The 20,547-nt window shown below is 68.5% G+C and carries 20 protein-coding genes; 10 read left to right on the forward strand and 10 right to left on the reverse strand.

What is annotated here, in order from left to right:
* Nucleotides 1-108: 108 nt before the first annotated feature.
* A complete protein-coding gene (locus TSO5_RS09295) occupies nt 109-603 on the reverse strand; it encodes a MarR family transcriptional regulator (protein ID WP_244560711.1) in 495 nt (164 codons plus the stop codon).
* Between the two features lie 401 nt (nt 604-1,004).
* On the opposite strand from TSO5_RS09295, the gene TSO5_RS09300 reads away from it, so the two are divergent.
* Nucleotides 1,005-1,688 carry a fumarylacetoacetate hydrolase family protein gene (locus tag TSO5_RS09300; RefSeq protein WP_109151315.1) on the forward strand — a complete coding sequence of 228 codons (684 nt, stop codon included), beginning with the start codon at nt 1,005-1,007 and terminating at the stop codon, nt 1,686-1,688.
* A gap of 10 nt (nt 1,689-1,698) precedes the next feature.
* The gene (gene xth, locus TSO5_RS09305; protein ID WP_109151316.1) at nt 1,699-2,493 is read left to right on the forward strand and encodes an exodeoxyribonuclease III; all 795 of its coding nucleotides are present in this window, start codon (nt 1,699-1,701) and stop codon (nt 2,491-2,493) included.
* A gap of 55 nt (nt 2,494-2,548) precedes the next feature.
* On the opposite strand, the gene TSO5_RS09310 is transcribed toward xth, so the two are convergent.
* The 3 genes from TSO5_RS09310 to TSO5_RS09320 form a co-directional block, all read right to left on the reverse strand.
* Entirely contained in the window at nt 2,549-3,130 is a 582-nt protein-coding gene (locus TSO5_RS09310; protein ID WP_109151317.1) for a histidine phosphatase family protein, read from the reverse strand.
* Nucleotides 3,131-3,170: 40 nt separating this feature from the next.
* On the reverse strand, nt 3,171-4,004 hold the full coding sequence (locus TSO5_RS09315) for a DUF882 domain-containing protein (RefSeq protein WP_247870666.1): 834 nt from the start codon (nt 4,002-4,004) through the stop codon (nt 3,171-3,173).
* A gap of 204 nt (nt 4,005-4,208) precedes the next feature.
* Nucleotides 4,209-5,108 (reverse strand): MBL fold metallo-hydrolase, encoded by a 900-nt coding sequence (locus TSO5_RS09320; protein WP_109151350.1) that lies wholly within the window; start codon nt 5,106-5,108, stop codon nt 4,209-4,211.
* 250 nt (nt 5,109-5,358) lie between these two features.
* Between TSO5_RS09320 and TSO5_RS09325 the strand changes: the two genes are divergently transcribed.
* A complete protein-coding gene (locus TSO5_RS09325; protein ID WP_109151319.1) occupies nt 5,359-6,135 on the forward strand; it encodes a hypothetical protein in 777 nt (258 codons plus the stop codon).
* Between the two features lie 37 nt (nt 6,136-6,172).
* Here TSO5_RS09325 and TSO5_RS09330 read toward each other — a convergent pair whose 3' ends face one another.
* Both TSO5_RS09330 and TSO5_RS09335 read right to left on the reverse strand, forming a co-directional pair.
* Nucleotides 6,173-6,877 (reverse strand): response regulator transcription factor, encoded by a 705-nt coding sequence (locus TSO5_RS09330; RefSeq protein ID WP_109151320.1) that lies wholly within the window; start codon nt 6,875-6,877, stop codon nt 6,173-6,175.
* A gap of 131 nt (nt 6,878-7,008) precedes the next feature.
* Nucleotides 7,009-7,527 carry a glycosyl transferase gene (locus TSO5_RS09335; RefSeq protein ID WP_247870667.1) on the reverse strand — a complete coding sequence of 173 codons (519 nt, stop codon included), beginning with the start codon at nt 7,525-7,527 and terminating at the stop codon, nt 7,009-7,011.
* Nucleotides 7,528-7,808: 281 nt separating this feature from the next.
* Here TSO5_RS09335 and ribA point away from each other — a divergent pair, with 281 nt between their 5' ends.
* From ribA to TSO5_RS09350, 3 genes are all read left to right on the forward strand, one after another.
* The gene (gene ribA / locus TSO5_RS09340; protein ID WP_109151321.1) at nt 7,809-9,059 is read left to right on the forward strand and encodes a GTP cyclohydrolase II; all 1,251 of its coding nucleotides are present in this window, start codon (nt 7,809-7,811) and stop codon (nt 9,057-9,059) included.
* A 234-nt stretch (nt 9,060-9,293) separates the two neighbouring features.
* On the forward strand, nt 9,294-10,259 hold the full coding sequence (locus tag TSO5_RS09345; protein WP_109151322.1) for a hypothetical protein: 966 nt from the start codon (nt 9,294-9,296) through the stop codon (nt 10,257-10,259).
* A complete protein-coding gene (locus tag TSO5_RS09350; protein ID WP_109151323.1) occupies nt 10,256-10,804 on the forward strand; it encodes a L,D-transpeptidase family protein in 549 nt (182 codons plus the stop codon). Before TSO5_RS09345 ends, TSO5_RS09350 begins: the two co-directional genes overlap by 4 nt.
* 26 nt (nt 10,805-10,830) lie before the next feature.
* Here the strand turns inward: TSO5_RS09350 and TSO5_RS09355 are convergent, their stop codons facing one another.
* Nucleotides 10,831-11,574, reverse strand: a complete 744-nt coding sequence (locus TSO5_RS09355; protein WP_247870668.1) for a YggS family pyridoxal phosphate-dependent enzyme — start codon at nt 11,572-11,574, stop codon at nt 10,831-10,833.
* Nucleotides 11,575-11,733: 159 nt separating this feature from the next.
* Here TSO5_RS09355 and TSO5_RS09360 point away from each other — a divergent pair, with 159 nt between their 5' ends.
* Nucleotides 11,734-12,336, forward strand: coding sequence for a hypothetical protein (locus TSO5_RS09360; RefSeq protein ID WP_109151325.1), 603 nt, complete (start codon nt 11,734-11,736; stop codon nt 12,334-12,336).
* Between the two features lie 77 nt (nt 12,337-12,413).
* On the opposite strand, the gene TSO5_RS09365 is transcribed toward TSO5_RS09360, so the two are convergent.
* The 3 genes from TSO5_RS09365 to TSO5_RS09375 form a co-directional block, all read right to left on the reverse strand.
* A complete protein-coding gene (locus TSO5_RS09365) occupies nt 12,414-13,502 on the reverse strand; it encodes a porin (RefSeq protein ID WP_109151326.1) in 1,089 nt (362 codons plus the stop codon).
* A 374-nt stretch (nt 13,503-13,876) separates the two neighbouring features.
* Entirely contained in the window at nt 13,877-14,971 is a 1,095-nt protein-coding gene (locus TSO5_RS09370) for a porin (protein ID WP_109151327.1), read from the reverse strand.
* Between the two features lie 353 nt (nt 14,972-15,324).
* The gene (locus TSO5_RS09375) at nt 15,325-16,485 is read right to left on the reverse strand and encodes a porin (RefSeq protein WP_109151328.1); all 1,161 of its coding nucleotides are present in this window, start codon (nt 16,483-16,485) and stop codon (nt 15,325-15,327) included.
* Nucleotides 16,486-16,819: 334 nt separating this feature from the next.
* On the opposite strand from TSO5_RS09375, the gene TSO5_RS09380 reads away from it, so the two are divergent.
* From TSO5_RS09380 to lptE, 3 genes are all read left to right on the forward strand, one after another.
* Nucleotides 16,820-17,359, forward strand: coding sequence for a DUF3576 domain-containing protein (locus TSO5_RS09380; protein ID WP_109151329.1), 540 nt, complete (start codon nt 16,820-16,822; stop codon nt 17,357-17,359).
* 72 nt (nt 17,360-17,431) lie between these two features.
* A complete protein-coding gene (gene leuS, locus TSO5_RS09385; protein ID WP_109151330.1) occupies nt 17,432-20,002 on the forward strand; it encodes a leucine--tRNA ligase in 2,571 nt (856 codons plus the stop codon).
* Entirely contained in the window at nt 19,989-20,531 is a 543-nt protein-coding gene (lptE, locus tag TSO5_RS09390; protein ID WP_109151331.1) for an LPS assembly lipoprotein LptE, read from the forward strand. The genes leuS and lptE overlap by 14 nt, the downstream gene beginning before the upstream one ends.
* Nucleotides 20,532-20,547 lie beyond the last annotated feature (16 nt).

Genomic DNA, 20,547 nt, shown 5'->3' on the forward strand with positions numbered 1-20,547 from the left:
TGGGTCAACTCGCCACGCCATAGAAAAGCCCGCCCCACATCGGCGCATGCCGGTGCGGGGCGGGCTGTCAGTCGTTTCCGGTGCCTGGAACGGAAGGGGCGGCGCCCCTTACTTCGACCGCGACACGCGGCGCAGGAAGTCGATGAACTGTGCCTGCTCTTCCGGGGACAGGTCCTTGACCATGCCCTGGTCGTGCGCCTGGACGCGCGGGATCAGGTCGTCCATCAGCGTCTGGCCTTCCGGCGACAGGCGCAGGGCGTAGGAGCGGCGGTCGTTGGGCGAGGGAGCGCGCACGACGAGGCCGCGCGACTCGAGACGGTCGATCACAGCGACCATCGTCGACCGGTCGATGCCGACCGCCGTGCCCAGGTCGGACTGCGACAGCCCCTCGTTCTCCCGGATCATGATCAGCACGCCGAACTGGCCGGGCGTGATGTCATGCGGAGCGACCGCATTCTGAAAGCTCTGGAACACCGCGACCTGAGCCTTGCGCAGGTTGTAACCCACCAGCTCCGGAAGGGGGCCAAGGGCGAGCTTGCCGTTCTTGCCGGGCCGCAGACGCGACCGCCGGTCGGCGGGGGTGGAACGCTCGTTGTCAGTCACCGTGGATGCCATATTTTGGATGAATTATCGGATGAACGGATAAAATGCGGGCAAGGCTTTCGTTTGTCAGCAAGAACCGCACAGACAACAGGCTATGCATACCAGATATGCGCCAAGCGTATTGGTGGGAACGCGTACAAATTCCATCTTGAAGAGTCAAGAAGTGATCGACGCCGATTCGACGCCGATCGCCCGCCCAGCGGTTTCCCCTGCCGCGCGCGGGTTCCCGAATCGGAGCTTCCGACGCCCGGTCCCCCCCAGACCGGGCGTCTTCGTTTTTGGCCGCCTCCTGTCCGGGGCGCCGAACCGATTTGCAGGGCAGGGCGGATGGTTGGGCGCTTGGTCCGTTGCCAGCTTTCGGGTTAGCTGTGGGTAAGCGTTCCAACCAGAGAGCCGATGCCATGGCCTTCGCCATTCCCCTGTGGTCCCAGCCGGCCGTCCCCGTTGTGGGCGGCGATCCGTTTCCGGTGCGTCGCATCTATTGCGTCGGCCGCAACTATGCCGCCCATGCGCGCGAGATGGGCGCCGATCCCGACCGCGAGCCGCCCTTCTTCTTCATGAAGCCGGCCGACGCCATCGTCGCCGACGGCGCCACCATCCACTATCCGCCGAAGACCGCCAACCTGCATCACGAGATCGAACTGGTGGTGGCGATTGGCGCCGGCGGGCGCGACATCCCGGTCGACCGGGCTCTGGACCATGTGTTCGGCTATGCCGTCGGGCTCGACATGACCCGGCGTGATCTGCAGGGCGCCGCCAAGAAGGAAGGCAAGCCCTGGGACATGGGCAAGGGGTTCGACCAGTCGGCACCCTGCTCCGCCATCCGCACCGTCGCCGACATCGGCCATCCGGCCAAGGGGGCGGTCACCCTGCAGGTGAACGGCGAGCCGCGGCAGAAGGGCGACCTGTCCGACCTGATCTGGTCGGTGGCGGAGACGATCTCCTACCTGTCCGGGTTCGTCGAACTGCAGCCGGGCGACGTGATCTATACCGGCACGCCGGAGGGCGTCGGCCCGGTGGTGGCCGGCGACGTGCTGACCGGTGAGGTCGAAGGCGTCGGCACCCTGACCCTGACCATCGCCTGAGCCGCCGGCAATGCGCATCGCGACCTGGAACATCAATTCGGTCCGCATGCGTCTGGACCTCCTCCTCCGCCTGATGGAGGAGGAGCGGCCGGACGTGATCTGTCTGCAGGAAACCAAGGTGGTGGACGCCGACTTCCCGCTCGGCCCGCTGGCGGAGCGCGGCTATGTCCACGCCCACATCCACGGGATGAAGAGCTACAACGGCGTCGCCATCCTGTCCCGTCTGCCCTTCGAGTCGCAAAACGTCCAGCACTGGTGCGGCAAGCAGGACTGCCGCCACGCGCTGGCCCATCTGCCGGGCGGGATCGAGCTGCATTGCGTCTACATCCCCGCGGGCGGCGACATCCCCGACCCGGCGGTGAACGACAAGTTCGCCCACAAGCTCCAGTTCCTCGACGAGATGACCCACTGGCTGGGCACGGAGCGGAGGTCCGACCGGCCGATGGTTCTGGTCGGCGACCTGAACATCGCGCCCTTGGAACAGGACGTCTGGAGCCATAGGGAATTGCTGTCGGTGGTTTCCCACACGCCGATCGAGGTGGAGAAGCTGGCGGCGATGCAGGCGTCTGCCGGCTGGGTCGATGCCCTGCGCCGCTTCGTTCCGCCGGAGGAGAAGCTCTACACCTGGTGGAGCTACCGGGCGAAGGACTGGGCCGCCTCCAACCGCGGCCGGCGCCTGGACCACATCTGGGTGACCCCGCCGCTGGAAGGCGCGCTGGCGGGCATCAAGGTGCTGCGCGACGCCCGCGGCTGGGAGCCCAAGCCGTCGGACCATGTGCCGGTGATCGTCGATCTGAACGTTTGAGATCTGGCCGTCTGAGATCTGAACGTGTGATGGGGGAGGGGGCTGTCGTGCCCCCTTACTCCAGCAGGCTGATGTTCAACCGAACCAACTCCGGCGCGCCGTCCTTGGCGATGCGGAACAGGTGGGCGCAGCCGTTGCGCAACTCCTCCGCCGGGTCGTCGCGCATGTCCCAGCCGGTGGCGAGCGAATAGAGCGCCCGCAGGATGCCGTTGTGGGCGACGGCGCCGGTGGGGCGGCCCTCCGCCGCCAGATCGGCCAGCCAGGAGCGCAGACGGGCCTGCACCTCGCGCGGGCTTTCGCCGCCGGGCGCCTTGAAGTCCAGACCCAGCCGGTCGTGGCGGGCCGGCATGCGGCCGTCGGCGCGCAATTCCTCGGTGCGCTGGCCTTCCCACTCGCCCCAGTCCATTTCGACGATCCGCGGCTCCGGCGTGGGATCGAGGCCGAGCAGGGTCGCGGTCTCCCAGGCCCGGCGCTTCGGGCTGGCGACCCAGCGCAGACCGGCCGACTCGGGCGGCAGGCGATAGCGGGCGACCCGCGCGCGGCCGGCGTCGGACAGCGGCTCGTCGATGCTGCCCTGGATGCGCCCTTCGGCGTTCCAGGCGGTGGGGCCGTGGCGGAGGATCAGCAGGGTGGTCATGACGGTACCGGTGCGCGGGTGACGGGACTGCGCCCCGAGTTTAGCGTTTCGCCGTCTTCTGTACCGGCATTTCCTTGACCTGGGCCAGCGCCACGCGGACGCGCGACAGATCGGGCGCCGCCGCCCGGACGGCGGACTTGGCCGGAGCCTTGGCGGGTTTCGCCGGCGGCTTGCCCGGTTTGACCGCCTTGGCCGTGGCCTCGGCCACCTGCACGCGGCCCTTGCCGCCGCCATGCTTCATGGCGAGCGCCTGGGCCCTGGCACGGGCGCGGGCTTGCGCCTCCAGGATCTGCGGCGCGCGCGGTTCGCCGGTCTTCGGCGTCCAGGTGCGGAAGGGGCCGGTATCGACATGGACATGGCCGGTGTGGGCGTACATGGCGTAGCCGCCGCGCTGCATCGCCGCCGCTTCCTCCGCCAGCCGCGAGGGCGGGATGCCGGCGATGGAGAAGTCCGCCGCCTGACCGCGCATGTGATAGGAGTTCTCGGCGACGTTCGGGTTCGTCCGGGCGAGGCTGGCGTTGGTCGCGCTCGACCGGTAGCCGGAGGTGAGGCGGATCGGCGACTCCGCCGACGCGCCGACGCGCTGGCGCAGCTCCACCAGCATATCGACCAGGGCCGGATCGACCGGGATCACCTCGTCGCTGCGGCGGTCGCGGAACAGGACGGCGATCTCGCGCATCGCGGCCGGGTCATACCCGTCGCCGGGGCGCCAGTAGGTGACGGACGCCGACTCGCCGCTGGCGGGATGCTGCAGGACCACGCTGCGCGGTTCGCCGTCGAACTTGGCGCTTTCCAGCGGTGGCGCGGTGGCGCAGCCGCCAAGCTGCGTCGCGACGGTCAGCACGGCGAGAATACCCAAGGCACGACCGGTCATGCGCATCGCTCTTCCCCCCAAGCTTTGCACGCATCAACGACCCCGCCCGCCCCAATCGTGGCGGGGTTGCACGCCGATCTAATACCAAGATTGTCACAGGAGGCCAGTGTGACAAAGCAACCTGTGGCGTAATGAACACGCACAAGCGCTTTTGCTCAGTGGAACCGATTGTTCAGGATTCAACTGGTACGGATAGCGCCGATCCTACAGGCACAGTTCCATCCCTTCATAGGCCACCAGGGATCCGGGGCGCATCGCCGCCGCCTCGGCTGCGATGGCGTCCAGCGCGTCGTCGGTGCGGGCCGGGTCGTGGTGGAAGATCACCGCGCGGCCGACTCCGGCCGCCTCGGCCAGCCGCAGGCATTCCTGCCAGGTCGAATGGCCCCAGCCGACGCGCGACGGGTATTCGGCGTCGGTGTAGGTGCTGTCATACACCATCACGTCGGCACCGCGCAGCAACTCCAGGATCACCGGGTCGCGTCCTTCGGCCGGATGCTCGGTGTCGGTCAGGACGCACAGGCTGCGGCCGCCATGCTCCACCCGGTAGCCGGTGGCGCCGTCGGGATGGTTCAGGCGGCAGGTGCGCACCACCACTCCCGCTGGCACACCCGGCGCCAGCTCCAGCGTCTGGCCGGCCTGGAAATCGCGGAACTGGCAGTCGGCACGGAAGATCTCGACCGGCACCGGGAACAGCGGCGCCGTCATCATATCGGCCAGCACGGTGCGGAACGGCCGTTCCGGCGGCAGATGCCCGGACCACAGCCGCAGGCGGCCGGCCGGGTCGAAGGCCGGCGCGAAAAAGGGCAGGCCGCTGATATGGTCGAGATGGCTGTGGGTCAGCAGCAGGTCGATGTCCACCGGCCCGCCGTCGCGCACCAGCGACTCGCCCAGCGGCCGGATGCCGGTGCCGCAGTCGAAGACGATGTGGGCGCCGCCGCAGCGCACCTCGATGCAGGCGGTGTTGCCGCCATAGCGCACGGTGGCCGGGCCGGGCGACGCGATGCTGCCGCGCACGCCCCAGAAGCGTACGATGAAGGGGGACCCGCCGCCGGACTCTTCAGGAGCGGGCGGTTGCGCGGAATTGATGGTGGAACGAACGGTCATGACGGCGCCATCGTGGCGGCCCCGCTTGCCCAAGTCTAGCAAATCTCTCCCCCGCTGATCTCTTCCGGGCGGATCCCACGGATCGGGGACAAGACTTCCGAACAGGCCGTGTCGCGAGTCGACACCCTACGAAGGGCATCTGTCCAAACCCATAAGATGTGGTAGGTTGGGGCTCGTCGCGCATTGCGCGGCATGACTCCCAAAGGGTCCCCGCGCGGGTGGGGACCGGCTCCGGCGGAACCCGACGCGGATGGATCCTGACAAGCTCGCCAAAGTCCTCGCCATGGCCGAGTCGGAGCATCAGGGCGAGGCGCTGTCCGCCCTGCGCGCCGCCCGCATCATGCTGTCCCGCGCCGGGCTGTCCTTCCGCGATCTGGCGGAGCGCGCCCGCACGCCGGTGCCGCCCGCCGCCGAGCCGCCGCCCACCGCCCAACCTGCCGAACCCGCCGGTGCGCCGGCCCCGCCGCCGCCGCCCGACGAACTGGTCCGCGGCCTGCGCCGGCAGGTGAAGGACCTGGAACTGGAACTCGCCACCCTGCGGCGGCAACTCGACAAGGCGGCGGGCGATGCCGACCGCCAGCGCGAGGAGGCCGACCGCTGGCGCACCCTGGCGCGCGAGACGGCGGAAAAGCTGTGGGACATGGGCAAGGCGCTGGAGCGCAAACACTCCCGCCATACCGACAGCGACAAGCGCCGCGCGGTGCTGGACCTGCTGCAGGACCCCGGCAGCGCCCTGCTGTCCGACCGCGAGATCGCCCGGCGCGTCGGCGTGTCGCCGCACGACGTCACCCATTGGCGCCGCCGGATGGCCATCGTCGGCCGCAAGCTGCGGCTGCTGCCGGTGGTGCCGCGCGGGCGCGGCCTGTGGGGCGGCCCTTCGGCCTGCGGACTCGGCGTGGCCCGGCTGGGCAAGCTTTCGGGCGGGCCGCAGATGGGCGAGCGTCGCCGCTGGTTGGGCTTTGCCGGCGAGGTCACCATCGCCGAACGGGGCAGCCGGCGCGAACTGGCCTCGGTCGGCCGGCGCTGATCGGGGAGACGGCCAGGAGGCTGACCCGGAAGGCGGCTCAGGGCACCAGCCGGTAGCCGCCGGGTTCCGTCACCAGGATGCGGGCGTTGGACGGATCGGCCTCGATCTTCTGGCGCAGGCGATAGACGTGGGTCTCCAGCGTGTGGGTGGTGACCGCCGCGTTGTAGCCCCAGACCTCGCCCAGCAGGGTTTCGCGCCCGACCACCAGATCGCCGGCCCGGTACAGGTATTTCAGGATCGCCGTTTCCTTCTCGGTCAGGCGGATCCTGCGGTTGGTAGCCTCGTCCAGCAGCAGCTTGGCGCCGGGGCGGAAGCTGTAGGGGCCGATGGCGAAGACCGCGTCCTCCGTCTGCTCGAACTGGCGCAGCTGGGCGCGCAGCCGGGCGATCAGCACCCCCAGGCGGAAGGGCTTGGTCACATAATCGCTGGCGCCGGATTCCAGCCCCAGGATGGTGTCGGCATCGCTGGCCGAGGCGGTCAGCATGATGATGGGGCAGCGCACCCCCTCGCGCCGCAGCAGCTTGCAGACGTCGCGCCCGTCCATGTCCGGCAGTCCGACGTCGAGCAGGATGGCGGAGAAGCCGGTTCCGGCCTCGCCCGCCTTGCGGACCGCGTTCAGCGCGCCGGCGCCGTCGCCGGCCTCCTCCGTCTCAAGCTCCTCCAGCAGGCGAAGCTGCTCCGCCAGCGACTGGCGCAGGGCGGTGTCGTCGTCGACCAGGAGGATGCGCTTTGCGATGGTCATGGTCCGCGGCACGAAGTCGGAAGTCGAAGATTGACGCCGGCAGGGCCGGGGGCGGCGCCTTAGTAGCATGGCGCCGGTGGATTGTCGTGATGGCTTGTGGCGAAGAGGGTGGGCCTTCCAGATGGGCCTTACTACAGAACCGCCAGCAGCGCCGCCGCCCCGCCGGCGTCCGCCGCGGCGAGGACGATCCGCTCGGGCCGTACGCCGAGGTCCCGCAGGGTGGCGGCGACGGTCTCGTCCGGCACCGCGACATGGCGCATCAGCGACAGCGCCCCCTGTTCCAGATTGCGGCGCACGGCGGCCTCTTCGGCGGTCAGCCCCGGCTCGGTCCAGTGCAGGCGTTCGATCAGTGCGGTGAAGCGCAGGCGCCGGCTGTCGACCGGCAGGCTGGCGGCGAGGTTGGGCAGGGCGTTGCCGTCCAGCAGGACCGGCGCGCCGTCGGGCAGCCGCGACAGCGCGACGTCGGCCGCCAGGATCGCCGACGGATCGACCCGCGGGTGCGGGCCGGGCAGGGCGTGGAGCATGATGCCGGCCCCGGCGGCGCGCAGGGCATCGACCATGCGGCAGCCATAAGCATCGGCGGCAAGATCGGCCGGCATCACCAGATGAACGGACATGGTCGGATCAGGGGTCGTCGAAAGGGTGGTCACGGGGAACGGGCTCCCGGTTGAAGGGCTGCGGTCGCCATTCCGGCGCCCATGGTCAAGGGCGGCGGAACGGCCCGTGGGAGGGGCCGACTCCGCCCGGCCGGTGGCCCGGGATGGTCCCGGCGTCGGCAGGCTAGCCGGATCGTTGCGTCCCCGGCAACGGTGTGGCGCGCTGGAATTGCTGGACAGGGGCGCGCCACCTGCGCTTTGCTTCGCCCGCCGAACGCACCATGTCCCGTTTTACGCGCCCTATTCGGCGCACCCGCTACGCAAAGCCGCTGACGATGCAAGCCGAACGCTCCTCCGCCACCACCACGGTCACCCTGTCCACGCCCACGGCAGCCGCCGCGGCGGCGCCCATCGACGAGGCCGCCGTGCGCGCCGTCGACCGGGCGCTGGCCGCCCTGCGCCGGGGCGAGGTGGTGGCGATCGAGACCGCCGACGGCACGGTCGGCGCCGCGGTGTCGGTGGAGTCGGTGGCGCTCGACGCCGTGGAGCGGCTGAAGGCGCTGACCGGCGGCACCCCGCGGCTGGTGGTCACCCGCCGCCGCGCCGTGGTGCTGGGGCTGGCCGCCGCCGCCGTGGCGCAGCCGGTCAGCGACATCGCCGACGATCAGGCGCCCGGCGCCGCGGCGGAGGCGTTCGGCGCCATGACGCTCGACCGGCCCGGCGGGCTGACCGCCGACCAGGCTCACGCGCTGGCCGATCCCGAACAGTATCCGCAGGCCCAGGATGCGCTGCCCGCCGGTCTGGCCGCCGCCGAGGCTTGCCCCGGCAGCCGCGAGGCCGCGGCGGTGGATCTCGCCCGGCTGGCCCGCCTGCTGCCCGCCGCCATCACCGCCGACCTTCCGTCGTCGGCCCGGATCAGCGCCGCGGAGTGGGCGGCAGAGCATGACCTGCTGCTGGTGCGGGCGTCGGACGTCGCCGATTACCGTGTCCATGTGGTGCGGACCCTGCGCCGCGTCGCCGACGCGCGGGTGCCGCTGGTCGGGTCGGAAAACACGCGCATCTACGCCTTCCGCCCGGCCGACGGCGGACCGGAGCATCTGGCCATCGTCATCGGCGACCCCGATCCGCAGCAGCCGGTGCTGGCCCGTCTGCATTCGGAATGCTTCACCGGCGATCTGCTGGGGTCGCTGCGCTGCGACTGCGGCGACCAGCTGCGCGGCGCCATCGCCGAGATCGCCCGGCAGGGCAGCGGCGTGCTGCTGTATCTGGCGCAGGAGGGGCGCGGCATCGGGCTGGTCAACAAGCTGCGCGCCTACCGCATCCAGGATCGTGGCTTCGACACGGTGGACGCCAACGAGATCCTCGGCTTCGAAGCGGACGAGCGCGTCTATCTGCCGGCGGCGGAGATGCTGCGCCAGCTTGGCTTCGAGGCCGTGCGGCTGATGACCAACAACCCGGAAAAGCTGCGCCAGCTCGCCCGCTGCGGCATCGCGGTGGTGGAGCGGGTGGCCCACATCTTCCCGGCCAACGGCCACAACGAGGCCTATCTGCGCACCAAGGCGGAACGCAGCGGCCATATGTTCTGACCGAACGGCCGGGGCGAAAGGCCGGGGCCGGCGGGGCAGGAATCGCCATGCCGGCCCGGCAGTTCTTGCCGGTCTCTGGCCGGCTTTTTGCTGACCGGGCCGCACTGGGAATCGGATTCCGGGTGCTGACCGTCCGGATCCTCCCGAATCGGTCGATTCCGCTTCGGATCGGGCGTCCCGGCTTGGCACGCCGCTTGCTGTACCTGTCGTGACCACCGAGCCGGGAGACCGCCCATGGCCATCGACGCCACCACGATCGACAGCAGCGCCGTCCAGCGTCCGGCGCCGCGCGAAAAGGCGTCGCCGGTCATCAGCGACGGCCACAATGGCGGCCCGGTGGAAATCCAGGGCGACATGTCCTTCTGGGACTTCCTGGACATCATCAACCCGCTGCAGCACATCCCGATCGTCAGCACCATCTATCGCGAGATCACCGGCGACACCATCCAGCCGTCCATGCGGATCATGGGCGACATGCTGTATGGCGGCGTGATCGGTGGCATGGCCTCCATCGCCAACGCGGTGGTCGAACAGGCGACGGGTCAGGATGTCGGCGAAACGGTCATGGCCTCGCTCGGCTTTGGGGGCGGTGACCATCCCGCCGCCTCCACCGCCGTCGCGGACGCCTCGGGGGGGCCGGCGGCGTCCGGCTCCCCCGCGGAGCGCCCCGCGGAGTTACAGAACGCGCAGCAGGCCCCTGCAGCCGGACTTGCCGCCGCGCTGGCCGCCGCCAAGCCGGCCGATCTGGGGTCGGCGCCGTCACAGCCCGCTGCCGGGCAGCCGGTCCGGCTTGCGGCCGCCACCTCTGCCGCCAAATCCGCGGATGCCTCGCCGGTTCTGACGGCGCAGCTCGCGGCCGGGGCGGCTCCACACCCCAGCAAGATGCCGGCGCGCGACACGCCGCTGGCCAGCTCCGCGCTGGCGAAGCATAGCGTGCCCCGCTATGCGACGCCGGTCCCCGGGGCGGTGACCGCCAACGCGCGCACCGCCGGGGCGACTGCGGCCAATGGCGGCCAGGCCCAGCCCGCCGCCGGACAACCGGGCGGCCAACCGGCCAACCAGCCAGCCGATGCCGCCGGCCCGACTCCAGTCGCGCCGGACATGCTGTCGGAGACGATGATGCGCAACCTCGCCAAGTATGAGCAGTCGCGCAAGGCGGCGCAGGGTGCCGCGGGCAGCACCACACGGGTGACGGGATGACCATCGAGATCACCGTGACGCCGGATGAAGGCGGCAATGACGGCGCACCGGTCACCACCGGCTGGCTGCGCTGGCCGGGCGGCGAGGTGCCCTGTGTGCTGGGCCGCGGCGGCGTGCGTGCCGACAAGCGGGAGGGTGACGGCGCCACCCCCGTCGGCCGCTTCCCGCTGCGTCGCGTGCTGTGGCGTGCCGACCGGCTGGCTCCGCCGGAGACCGGGCTGCCGCTCGATCCCATCGCCGAGCAGGACGGCTGGTGCGACGCGCCGGAGGATCCCGCCTACAACCGTCCGGTCATCCGGCCCTATCCCGCCAGCCACGAGGAGATGTGGCGGGACGATCACGTCTACGACGTCGTGGTGGTGATGGGGCACAATGACGACCCGGTGGTGCCGGGGATGGGCAGTGCCGTGTTCCTGCACCTCGTCCGCCCGGACCGCGCGCCGACCGCCGGCTGCGTCGCGCTGGCTCCCGACGACATGCTGCGCCTGCTGAAGGACTGCGGGCCGGGAAGCGCGCTGAGCGTCGCCGGCCCGAACGGCCGATGAAGCCGCTGTTTACGGGGCCGGGCCGATTATTGGGCCGGATAAGGGCGGGCGCCGAAAATCGCCGTGCCGACCCGCACATGGGTGGCACCGAAGCGGACCGCTGTCTCGTAATCGCCGCTCATGCCCATGCTGATTTCCGACAGACCCAGCCGGCGGGCCATCTCCGCCAGCAGGGCGAAATGCATCGCCGGCTCCTCGTCCACCGGCGGGATGCACATCAGCCCGGTGACGGGCAGCCCCAGCCGGTCGCGGCAGTCGGCCAGGAAGGCCTCCACCTCCGCCGGGGCGAGGCCGGCCTTCTGCGGTTCCTCGCCTGTGTTGACCTCGATCAGGCAGCGCGGGCGGCGGCCGGATTTCGCCATCTCCTCCGCCAGGGCCTCCGCCAGCTTCGGGCGGTCCAGCGTCTGGATCACGTCGAACAGGGCGACGGCGTCCTTGACCTTGTTGGTCTGCAGAGGACCGATCAGGTGCAGTTCCAACTCGGGGAAGCGCTCCTTCAGCGCCGGGAACTTGGCCTTGGCCTCCTGCACCCGGTTCTCGCCGAACACGCGCTGGCCGGCGGCAAGCGCCTCCTCCACCGCTTCGGCCGGATGGGTCTTCGACACGGCGACCAGCGTCACCGCGCCGTCGCCGCGCCCGCAGGCCGATGCCGTTTCCGCAATGGCGCGGCGCACCGAGTCGAGCCGTCCCGCCACGCTGTCCGCGTGGGCGGAACCGCCTGCTTCGGCGCCGGTTTGCGTATCTCTGCCAGTGCCCTGCGTCGTCGTCATGGCCGCCCCCAATCCGGTCGCTGCGGGTGTACAGCGCTTCCGCGGCGTGTTAGCGGACGGTCCGCGGAAACGCAAGCGCCCCAAGCGACCATGCCCTTTGCGTCCGGATCGCCGGTGCGGGGGATCGTCATCGTTTTTGCACATCGAGGAGACCTCCGCATGCGGAGTCCGTATCGTTCCCTGCTCTCCGTCCTGACGTCGGTGGCCCCTGCCGGCCTCCTTGCTGCCGCGGTCGCCATCTGGTCCGTCGCCACTCCCGCCCACGCCGAAGACCATGCGAAGCCGGCTCCCAAAACCGCAACGCCCAAGGCTGAGACCAAGGCGAAGCCCGGCGCCAAGAACGACAAGGCCAAGCTGATGCTCGGCTCGCCGATGACCAAGGTGCGCTTCAGCGAGCCCGCCTTTCCGCTGACGGACGACGGCACCTATCGCAGCTTCATGGACAAGATTCTGGACGAATACGGCCGTCGCTGCGTGCGGCAGGAGCAGTTCGGCTGGGAAATCGCGAAGGATGATCAGGAACGGCTGGACTTCATCTTCCAGGGGACGATGGCGAATTACGGCCGTCTCGGCTTTCTGCTGGGGGAAATCCATCCCAAGTCCGTGACCGATCCGGAAACCATCGCCTTCCTCGCCGACCACAACAAGGAGCGCTACCTGCTGGTCTGGACGCCGTTGGAGTCGTCGGTGCTGTTCATGATGTGCGACACCGCGGCCAAGGATGCCAAGGCCGACCAGCCGAAATCCGCTCCGAAGAAATAGGGCGGTCCGGAATGACGGAAAAGGCGGCGGATGTCTCCGCCGCCTTTCGCGTTCGTGCCGTCCGGGATCGCGTGCGCTCAGAAAGCGAAGCGGGTGTCCCACAGGACGATGTTGGCGTCGTTGTTCACACCGCCGACCTTGTTGTCGAGATAGCTGTATTCCAGACCCGTGGTCAGGCCCGGCGCCACGGTGTAGGTGACGCCGCCCTGCCAGACATGGGCACGGGAATTCAGCCCGGCGAAGTTGCTGTCGATGCCCTTGGCGTCGGTGTAGGTGGCGGCCAGGATGACCGGACCCATCGTGTAGTTGGCGCCGACGATCCACACCTGCTGATCGTCCACGCCGCGGGTGCCGGTGGCGTAACCGCTGTCGCCGCTGAAGGCGTAGCTGCCGCCGACCTTGAAGTTGGCGTAGGACACATTGGCACCGACATGGACGGAGGACAGGTCCTCGAGCCCGCTGGCCGCCTTGGCGAACTGGTAGGCGGCGCTTGCCTCCACGCCGAAACCGCCGAACGCGCCCTTGTAGGTGGCCTGGACCTCGGCCATGTCGTGATAGGCGGTGGTGTTCTTGCGGCGGTTCACGTCGGTGTTGCTGCTGCCGTACACCGGGGTGTAGGCGGCGCCGACCTGGAACCCGGCGAAGCTCGGCGTCAGGTAGACGATCTTGGTGCTGGCATCGCCCGACTCCAGCGTGCGCAGGCTGCCCAGGACATAGGGGGCGCCGTTGGCGTTCACGTAGTAGTTCAGGTACTGGGCGTCGGGCGAGCCTTCGATGCCTTCGATGTTCGGGCCGATGATGCCGTATTCGTCCGACAGGCCGTTGATCACACCGGCCTGCACCGTGCCGAAGCCGCCGTTCACGAAGATGAAGGCGCGGTCGCTGTCGGTGCTGCGGTTGTTGGCGGTGCCGTTGTTGGCACGCAGGCGCAGGCGGGCGCCATATTCCAGGCCGTTGTCGGCCTTGGCCGTCGGGGTGATGTTGAGGCGGAAGCGGTTGGCGAACTCGGTCTGGCGCAGGCCGTTGTCATTGTCCTGGTCGACATAGGCGCCCTGGAAATAGGCGTCGCCACCCAACAGGATATCGAACTTGGCCTGGGCCGAGGCGGTGCCGCAGCCGGCGGCGAGGGCGGCGGCTGCGCAGCCGATGACGAGAGAGCGCTTCATGGCAGATCATCCTGGATGCATGCGCCCCATCGGAGGGAGGCGCGAGCGGTGTCTTGTGCTCCAATATTTAATCCCGCCATCCAGCGGCGGACAAGTGACCGAGATGGTGGAAGTCTCCGCATCCCGAGGACAGTGACGGGAAAAACACGCACTCCCGGATCATGTGAATTCATATAATAAGTATTTGGCGATTTTCTGGCGATTGCTTGCAAGGAGATGCCGGTTTGTCGCCAGAAAGGGGTAACCCCTTCGCGGGGCGCGTCGTGATGGTCCTGTGCGCCGGCGGACAAAACGGGTCACGGCATCCAGGGGGACAAAAAAAGAGGCGGCGGATTTCTCCGCCGCCTTCGCGTCTGCTGCCAGGAGCCTGCTTCTTAGAAAGCGAAGCGGGTATCCCACAGAACGATGTTGGCATCGTTGTTGATGCCGCCCGACTTGTTGTCGACGAAGCTGTACTCCAGGCCCGTGGTCAGGCCGGGGGCGACGGTGTAGGTCACGCCGGCCTGATAGATGTGGGCGCGGGCATAATCGGCGGCGGTGGCGGCACCGGTGCCGACATTGGCGCCCTTGGCGTCGGTGTAGGTGGCGGCCAGGATCACCGGACCCAGGGTGTACTGGGCACCGACCAGCCAGACCTGGTTGTCGTCGACACCGGTGTGGCCCTTGCGATAGCCGCTGTCGCCGCTGAAGGCATAGCTGCCGCCGAGGGCGAAGGCGCCGTAGGAGATGGTGGCGCCGGTGTGGACCGACGACAGGTCTTCGAAGCCGTTCGGGGCCTGGGCGAACTGATAGGCGACGCTGGCTTCCAGGCCGACGCCGCTGAAGGCGCCCTTATAGTAGGCCTGGATTTCACCCATGTCGTTGTAGGTGACGTTCTTGCGGCGGTTCACGTCCGTGCCGCTGCTGCCGAAGGTCGGCGTGTAGGCGGCCGACAGCTTGAAGCCGCCAAAGCTCGGGGTCGAGTAGACGATCTTGGTGCTGGCGTCGCCCGACTCGAGCGTGCGCAGCGCGCCGGTCACGTACGGCAGCGAGGTCACGCCGTAGTAGAGGCCATAGAAGCCGTCCGGGCTGCCCGAGATGCCGTCGACGTTCGGGCCGATGACGCCCGAGTCGTCCGACGGGCCGTTGGTCACGCCGGCCTGCACCGAACCGAAGGTGCCGTTCACGAAGATGTAGGCGCGGTCGTAGTCGGTGGTGCGGACGTTGCCGGTGCCGTTGTTGGCGCGCAGACGCAGGCGGGCGCCGTATTCCAGGCCGTTGTCGGCCTTGGCCGTCGGGGTGACGGTCAGGCGGAAGCGGTTGGCGAACTCGGTCTTGCGCAGGCCATTGTCATTGTCCTGGTCGACATAGGCGCCCTGGAAGAAGGCGTCGCCGCCCAGCAGGACGTCGAACTTGGACTGGGCCGAGGCGGTGCCGCAGCCGGCGGCGAGGGCGACGGCTGCGCAGCCGATAACGAGAGAGCGCTTCATGGATTGCCATCCTTGTGCGTACGCCCCGTTTGACCGGGAGCGGCGGTTGTCTTGTCGGCCGTGACCTTCCGGCTGGGGCCCTTATGTGGATGACTTAATCGCGAGTTGCTCGGCGCCACAAGGGGGAAAACTGACGTGCTTTCACGCATCCGCAACACAGTTGCGAGAAAACCACACCGGTAACTCTCTGAAAAGAAAGGAAAAATTGGCTGTGCCGCTTTTTTGACGCATATACGGCCCAGGATTTGGGCGTCCTGCCCGCGCCACGGGCACAAAATTGGGCACAAAAAAAGAGCGGTGGCCGAAGCCACCGCCCTCTCTTTCCGTTTCCGGACGTCTGATCGGAAGACCGATTAGAACGCCAGGACGGTGCGGACGAGCACAACGTTGCCCTTGTCGTCCGAAGCAGCGATATCGCTGTTGAGCTTGAAGTAGTCGTACTGAGCCTGCAGGGTCAGGCCCGGAGCGACGGTGTAGCCGACGCCGATTTCGTAGACCTGCAGCTCACGATCGCCGGAGACGGCAACCGAGCCGGCGTCCTTGCCGTTCTTGTAGTTGGCGCCGACGACGATCGGGCCGGTGGTGTACTGAGCGCCGACAACCCAGTTACGGGTCGACTCGGTGAACAGGCCGGTACGGTCGTTCAGGCCCGACTTGCCGAAGTCGGTGTAGCTGCCGCCGACGCTGAAGCCGGCGTAGCCGACGTTGGCGCCGACCTGCCAGGCGTTCAGGTCCTTGTAGTTCGAACCGGCGACGTTGTCGACGGCCTGGCCCCAGAAGTAGCCGGCGCTGCCCTTGACGGTCACGCCGCCGAAGGTGTTGTTGTAGTTCGCGCCGACTTCGACCATGTCGGTGTAGGTGCCGTTGCCGCCGCCGGCGAAGGTGCCGACCGGCTTGGTGCGGTTGACGTCCGTGCCCGAGCTGTCGTTACGCGGGGTGTAGCTGGCGCCCAGCTGCAGACCGGCGAAACGCGGCGAGAAGTAGACGATCTTGGTGGAGTTGCCGTCCGGGTTCAGCGACGGCCAAATGATGCTGTTGCCGGTAACGGTCGCGGCCGGGCCGTTGCCACCGATGTTGGTGTTCGGGCCGAAGTAGTTCTGGACCTGATCGACCAGGGCCAGCGGCAGGTAGTCGGTCGGCGCCGAGACGTAGGTCTCGTCGTTGAACGAGTTGGTCACGCCCATGCGGACCTGGCCGAAGGTGCCCTGCGCGAAGATGTAGGCGCGGTCAGCGTCGGTGGTGCGGTTGTTGTTGGCGCCGTTGTTGGCGCGGAAGCGCATGCGGGCACCGTACTCCAGGCCGTTATCGGCCTTGGCGGACGGGATGATGTTGATGCGCATGCGGTTGCGGAATTCGGTCGAACGCAGGCCGGAGTCCAGATCCTGATCGACGTAGCCGGCTTCGAAGTAGGCGTCGCCGCCGACCTTGACTTCGAACTTGGCCTGGGCGTTGGCGGCGCCAGCGCCGAAAGCGAGAGCGGCGGCAGCGGCGCCGGCCAGCAGATAACGGTTCATGATTGTTGCCTCCATCCTGGCAGCAGATGTTTCAGCCTGGTTGACGTCCTGGCTGAGACTTTCGTACGCACCCCAGCCCTTGCCAGCAAGCGGCAAATCTCCCCGATTGCTGCATTGGGGGGACAGTGTGTCGCACGGAGCACACTAAGAAGACCCCCCTGTCCGCCCCGCCACAGTCGAAGCCGGCAGGCCCCGCCTGTTGTCGTCCTGTTGTCGCGAGGCGGGGCAAAGACGCTTCCGCTGTTGCGTGGGGCCGTCCACTTATGGTCTGTTCACCGGCATTCCGCGCGTGACTCGCGCGCGGCATCCCCATTTCTGAACCGGGTTCCCGACCATGCGCCGTTCGACCGCCCTTCGCCTTGTCCCTGTACTGCTCGCGGCTTCCGTTTCGATCGCCGGCTGCGCAAGCTGGGGCGGCAAGACCGAAACCGTCGAAGAGCAGATGAAGAACAAGGACTACAAGTTCGGCAGCCTGCTCGGCACCGACGGTGGCCTGAACCTGTTCGGCAAGAACAAGCGCGGCGGCGACCAGGACAGCGCCGGCGGCATCGGCGTCAACAGCTTCCTGTGGCGCGCCTCGCTCGACACGCTGTCCTTCATGCCGATCGCCTCGGCCGATCCGTTCGGCGGCGTGATCCTGACCGACTGGTACACCCCGCCCGATTCGCCGAACGAGCGCTTCAAGGTCAACCTCTACATCATGGACCGCCAGCTGCGCGCGGACGGCGTCCGGGTGTCGGTGTTCCGCCAGCAGCGGACCGGCAACGACTGGCGCGAGGTCGCGGTCGGGCCGGAGACCGCCGGCCAGCTGGAGGATGCGGTGCTGACCCGCGCCCGCCAGCTTCGCGTCTCGCAGAACGCCGTCGCCCGCTGACGCGGCGACTAGCCCGGGGCGGTCCCCCGGGCCTTCGAGCATCTGGTACAACGGAAAAACGGCGTCGCGCTCATGTCGCGTTACAATGTCAAGGAAACCGAGGCGAAGTGGCAGGGCGTGTGGGACGGCAAGGGCTGTTTCACCGCGCGCGAGGACGCCTCCCGGCCCAAATACTATGTGTTGGAGATGTTCCCCTATCCGTCGGGGCGCATCCACATGGGCCACGTCCGCAACTACACCATCGGCGACGTGATCGCGCGCTTCAAGCGCGCCAAGGGCTTCAACGTCCTGCACCCGATGGGCTGGGACGCCTTCGGCCTGCCGGCCGAGAACGCCGCGCTTGAGAAGAAGGTCCACCCGGCCGCCTGGACGCGCGAGAACATCGCGACCATGCGCGGGCAGCTGAAGACGATGGGCCTGTCCATCGACTGGGACCGCGAGATCGCCACCTGCGACGTGGAGTATTACCGCCACGAGCAGAAGATGTTCCTGGATTTCCTGAAGGCGGGCCTGGCCTACCGCAAGGAATCCTGGGTGAACTGGGACCCGGTGGACAACACCGTGCTGGCCAACGAGCAGGTGATCGACGGCCGCGGCTGGCGCACCGGTGCGCTGGTTGAGAAGCGCAAGCTGTCGCAGTGGTTCCTGAAGATCACCGCCTATGCCGAAGACCTGCTGAAGGGCCTGGAGACGCTGGACCGCTGGCCCGAGCGTGTCCGCATCATGCAGGAGAACTGGATCGGAAAGTCCACCGGCGTCCGTTTCCGCTTCAAGATCAAGGGGCGCGAGGACGAGCTGGAGGTCTTCACCACCCGCCCGGACACGCTGTTCGGCGCCTCCTTCGCCGCGATCTCCCCGAATCACCCGCTGGCCGCCGAACTGGCCGCCTCCAGCCCGGAACTGGCCGAGTTCATCGCCGAGTGCAACCGGCTGGGCACCAGCGAGGAGGCAATCGAGACGGCGGAGAAGCGCGGCTTCGACACCGGCCTGAAGGTCGTGCATCCCTTCGATCCGTCGTGGGAGCTGCCGGTCTATGTCGCCAACTTCGTGCTGATGGAATACGGCACGGGCGCGATCTTCGCCTGCCCGGCGCATGACCAGCGCGACCTGGATTTCGCCCGCAAGTACGGTCTGCCGGTCCGTCCGGTGGTGATCCCCGCCGACGCCGATCCGGCGGCCTTCGAGGTCCGGACCGAGGCCTATACCGGCCCCGGCGTGCTGCGGAACTCCGCCTTCCTCGACGGACTCGACACCGAGTCGGCCAAGGACGAGGCCGGCAAGCGGCTGGAGGCGGCGGGCCAGGGCGAGCGCACCACCCAGTATCGCCTGCGCGACTGGGGCGTGTCGCGCCAGCGCTATTGGGGCTGCCCGATCCCGGTCATCCATTGCGAGTCGTGTGGCATCGTCCCGGTTCCGGACGACCAGCTGCCGGTCGTGCTGCCGGAGGACGTGACCTTCGACAAGCCCGGCAACCCGCTGGCCCACCATCCGACCTGGAAGCACACCAGCTGCCCGACCTGCGGCAAGCCGGCGTTGCGCGAGACCGACACCTTCGACACCTTCATCGAGTCGTCCTGGTACTTCGCCCGGTTCTGCTCGCCGAAGACCGAGGATGCGGCCTTCACCCGCGACTCGGTCGATTACTGGCTGGGCGTCGACCAGTATATCGGCGGCATCGAGCATGCGGTCCTGCACCTGCTCTACAGCCGCTTCTGGACGCGCGCGCTGAAGACCTGCGGCTATCTGGACCTGGAGGAGCCGTTCACCGGCCTGTTCACCCAGGGCATGGTCAACCACGAGACCTACAAGGACGCCGGCACCGGCGCCTGGCTGGCCCCGACCGACCTGACCAAGAACGACAAGGGCGAGTGGGTCCGGGCCGACAGCGGCGCGCCGGTCAATGTCGGCCGCGTCGAGAAGATGTCGAAGTCCAAGAAGAACGTGGTGGACCCGGCGCACATCATCGGCACCTATGGCGCCGACGCCGCCCGCCTGTTCATGCTGTCGGACAGCCCGCCGGAACGCGATCTGGAATGGACCGAGGCCGGCATCGATGGTGCCTGGCGCTACATCAACCGCCTGTGGCGGATGGTGACCGAGGCGCCGGTGGAACTGCCGGCCGCCGGCACGCCGAAGCCGGAGTCGTTTGGTTCGAAGGCCGAAGCCGCCCGCCGTCTGGTCCACAAGACCATCGCCGGCGTGTCTGAGGATCTCGACAAGTTCCGCTTCAACAAGGCGGTCGCCCGCGTCCGCGAGCTGTCCAACGCGCTTGGCGAGCTGGACGGTACCGGCGAGGGCGAGGCCTGGGTCCTGCGCGAAGGCTTCGAGTCGCTGGTCCGTCTCGTCGGTCCGATGATGCCGCACCTGGGCGAGGAGCTGTGGGCGCAGCTGGGGCACAGCACCCTGCTGGCCGACCAGCCCTGGCCAGAGGCCGACCCCGCCCTGGTGGTGGAGGACAGCGTCAAGGTCGCGGTCCAGGTCAACGGCAAGCTGCGCGCCACGCTGGAGCTGCCGCGCGACATGGACAAGGACGCGGCGGAGCAGGCGGCGCTTGCCGATGCCAACGTCCAGCGCGCCATGGACGGCAAGCCGGCGCGCAAGGTCATCGTCGTCCCGAACCGGGTGATCAATGTCGTCGTCTGATACCAGACTGTTCCGCCAGACCGTGACGCGGGGGCTTCTCGCCCTCGCGCTCGGTCTGTCCGCCCTGTCGCTGTCGGGCTGCGGCTTCCAGCCGCTCTACGGTGGCCAGGGGGTTGGTGCCGCCGCGGCCGACCGGCTGATGGAGGTCGACGTCGCGTCGATCCCCAACCGGGAAGGGCAGAAGCTGCGCAATCTGCTGATCGACAACTTCTATCCGTCGGAGCGGCCGAGCAATCCACGCTACCGGCTGGATGTGGCGCTGTCGGCGTCGGAGCAGAAGCTGGCCCTGCAGAAGGACGCCACCGCCGTGCGCGCCCAGCTGATGGTCAACGCCCCCTACCGTCTGACCGACACCCAGACCGGTCAGGTGGTGTTCCAGTCCAGTTCGCGCTCGATGGTCAGCTACAACACGCTGGAGCAGCATTACGCGGCCATCGTGACGGTGCAGAACGCCTACGACCGGGCGCTCGAGGACATTTCCAACGACATCACCACCCGCGTCGCCATGTATCTCGGCCGCGGGTCCTGACCGGCCGGGGATGCAC

Origin of the sequence: Azospirillum sp. TSO5 (assembly GCF_003116065.1) — a bacterium.
GTDB lineage: Bacteria > Pseudomonadota > Alphaproteobacteria > Azospirillales > Azospirillaceae > Azospirillum.

Coding starts and splice junctions, on each gene's coding strand:
- TSO5_RS09345 (WP_109151322.1), top strand. CDS start 9,294: ATGGCCATCGACGCCACCACGATCGACAGCAGCGCCGTCCAGCGTCCG.
- leuS (WP_109151330.1), top strand. CDS start 17,432: ATGTCGCGTTACAATGTCAAGGAAACCGAGGCGAAGTGGCAGGGCGTG.
- lptE (WP_109151331.1), top strand. CDS start 19,989: ATGTCGTCGTCTGATACCAGACTGTTCCGCCAGACCGTGACGCGGGGG.
- TSO5_RS09355 (WP_247870668.1), bottom strand. CDS start 11,574: ATGACGACGACGCAGGGCACTGGCAGAGATACGCAAACCGGCGCCGAA.
- TSO5_RS09310 (WP_109151317.1), bottom strand. CDS start 3,130: ATGACCACCCTGCTGATCCTCCGCCACGGCCCCACCGCCTGGAACGCC.
- ribA (WP_109151321.1), top strand. CDS start 7,809: ATGCAAGCCGAACGCTCCTCCGCCACCACCACGGTCACCCTGTCCACG.
- TSO5_RS09375 (WP_109151328.1), bottom strand. CDS start 16,485: ATGAACCGTTATCTGCTGGCCGGCGCCGCTGCCGCCGCTCTCGCTTTC.
- TSO5_RS09370 (WP_109151327.1), bottom strand. CDS start 14,971: ATGAAGCGCTCTCTCGTTATCGGCTGCGCAGCCGTCGCCCTCGCCGCC.
- TSO5_RS09380 (WP_109151329.1), top strand. CDS start 16,820: ATGCGCCGTTCGACCGCCCTTCGCCTTGTCCCTGTACTGCTCGCGGCT.
- TSO5_RS09320 (WP_109151350.1), bottom strand. CDS start 5,108: ATGACCGTTCGTTCCACCATCAATTCCGCGCAACCGCCCGCTCCTGAA.
- TSO5_RS09360 (WP_109151325.1), top strand. CDS start 11,734: ATGCGGAGTCCGTATCGTTCCCTGCTCTCCGTCCTGACGTCGGTGGCC.
- TSO5_RS09300 (WP_109151315.1), top strand. CDS start 1,005: ATGGCCTTCGCCATTCCCCTGTGGTCCCAGCCGGCCGTCCCCGTTGTG.
- TSO5_RS09365 (WP_109151326.1), bottom strand. CDS start 13,502: ATGAAGCGCTCTCTCGTCATCGGCTGCGCAGCCGCCGCCCTCGCCGCC.
- TSO5_RS09350 (WP_109151323.1), top strand. CDS start 10,256: ATGACCATCGAGATCACCGTGACGCCGGATGAAGGCGGCAATGACGGC.
- TSO5_RS09315 (WP_247870666.1), bottom strand. CDS start 4,004: ATGACCGGTCGTGCCTTGGGTATTCTCGCCGTGCTGACCGTCGCGACG.
- TSO5_RS09325 (WP_109151319.1), top strand. CDS start 5,359: ATGGATCCTGACAAGCTCGCCAAAGTCCTCGCCATGGCCGAGTCGGAG.
- xth (WP_109151316.1), top strand. CDS start 1,699: ATGCGCATCGCGACCTGGAACATCAATTCGGTCCGCATGCGTCTGGAC.
- TSO5_RS09330 (WP_109151320.1), bottom strand. CDS start 6,877: ATGACCATCGCAAAGCGCATCCTCCTGGTCGACGACGACACCGCCCTG.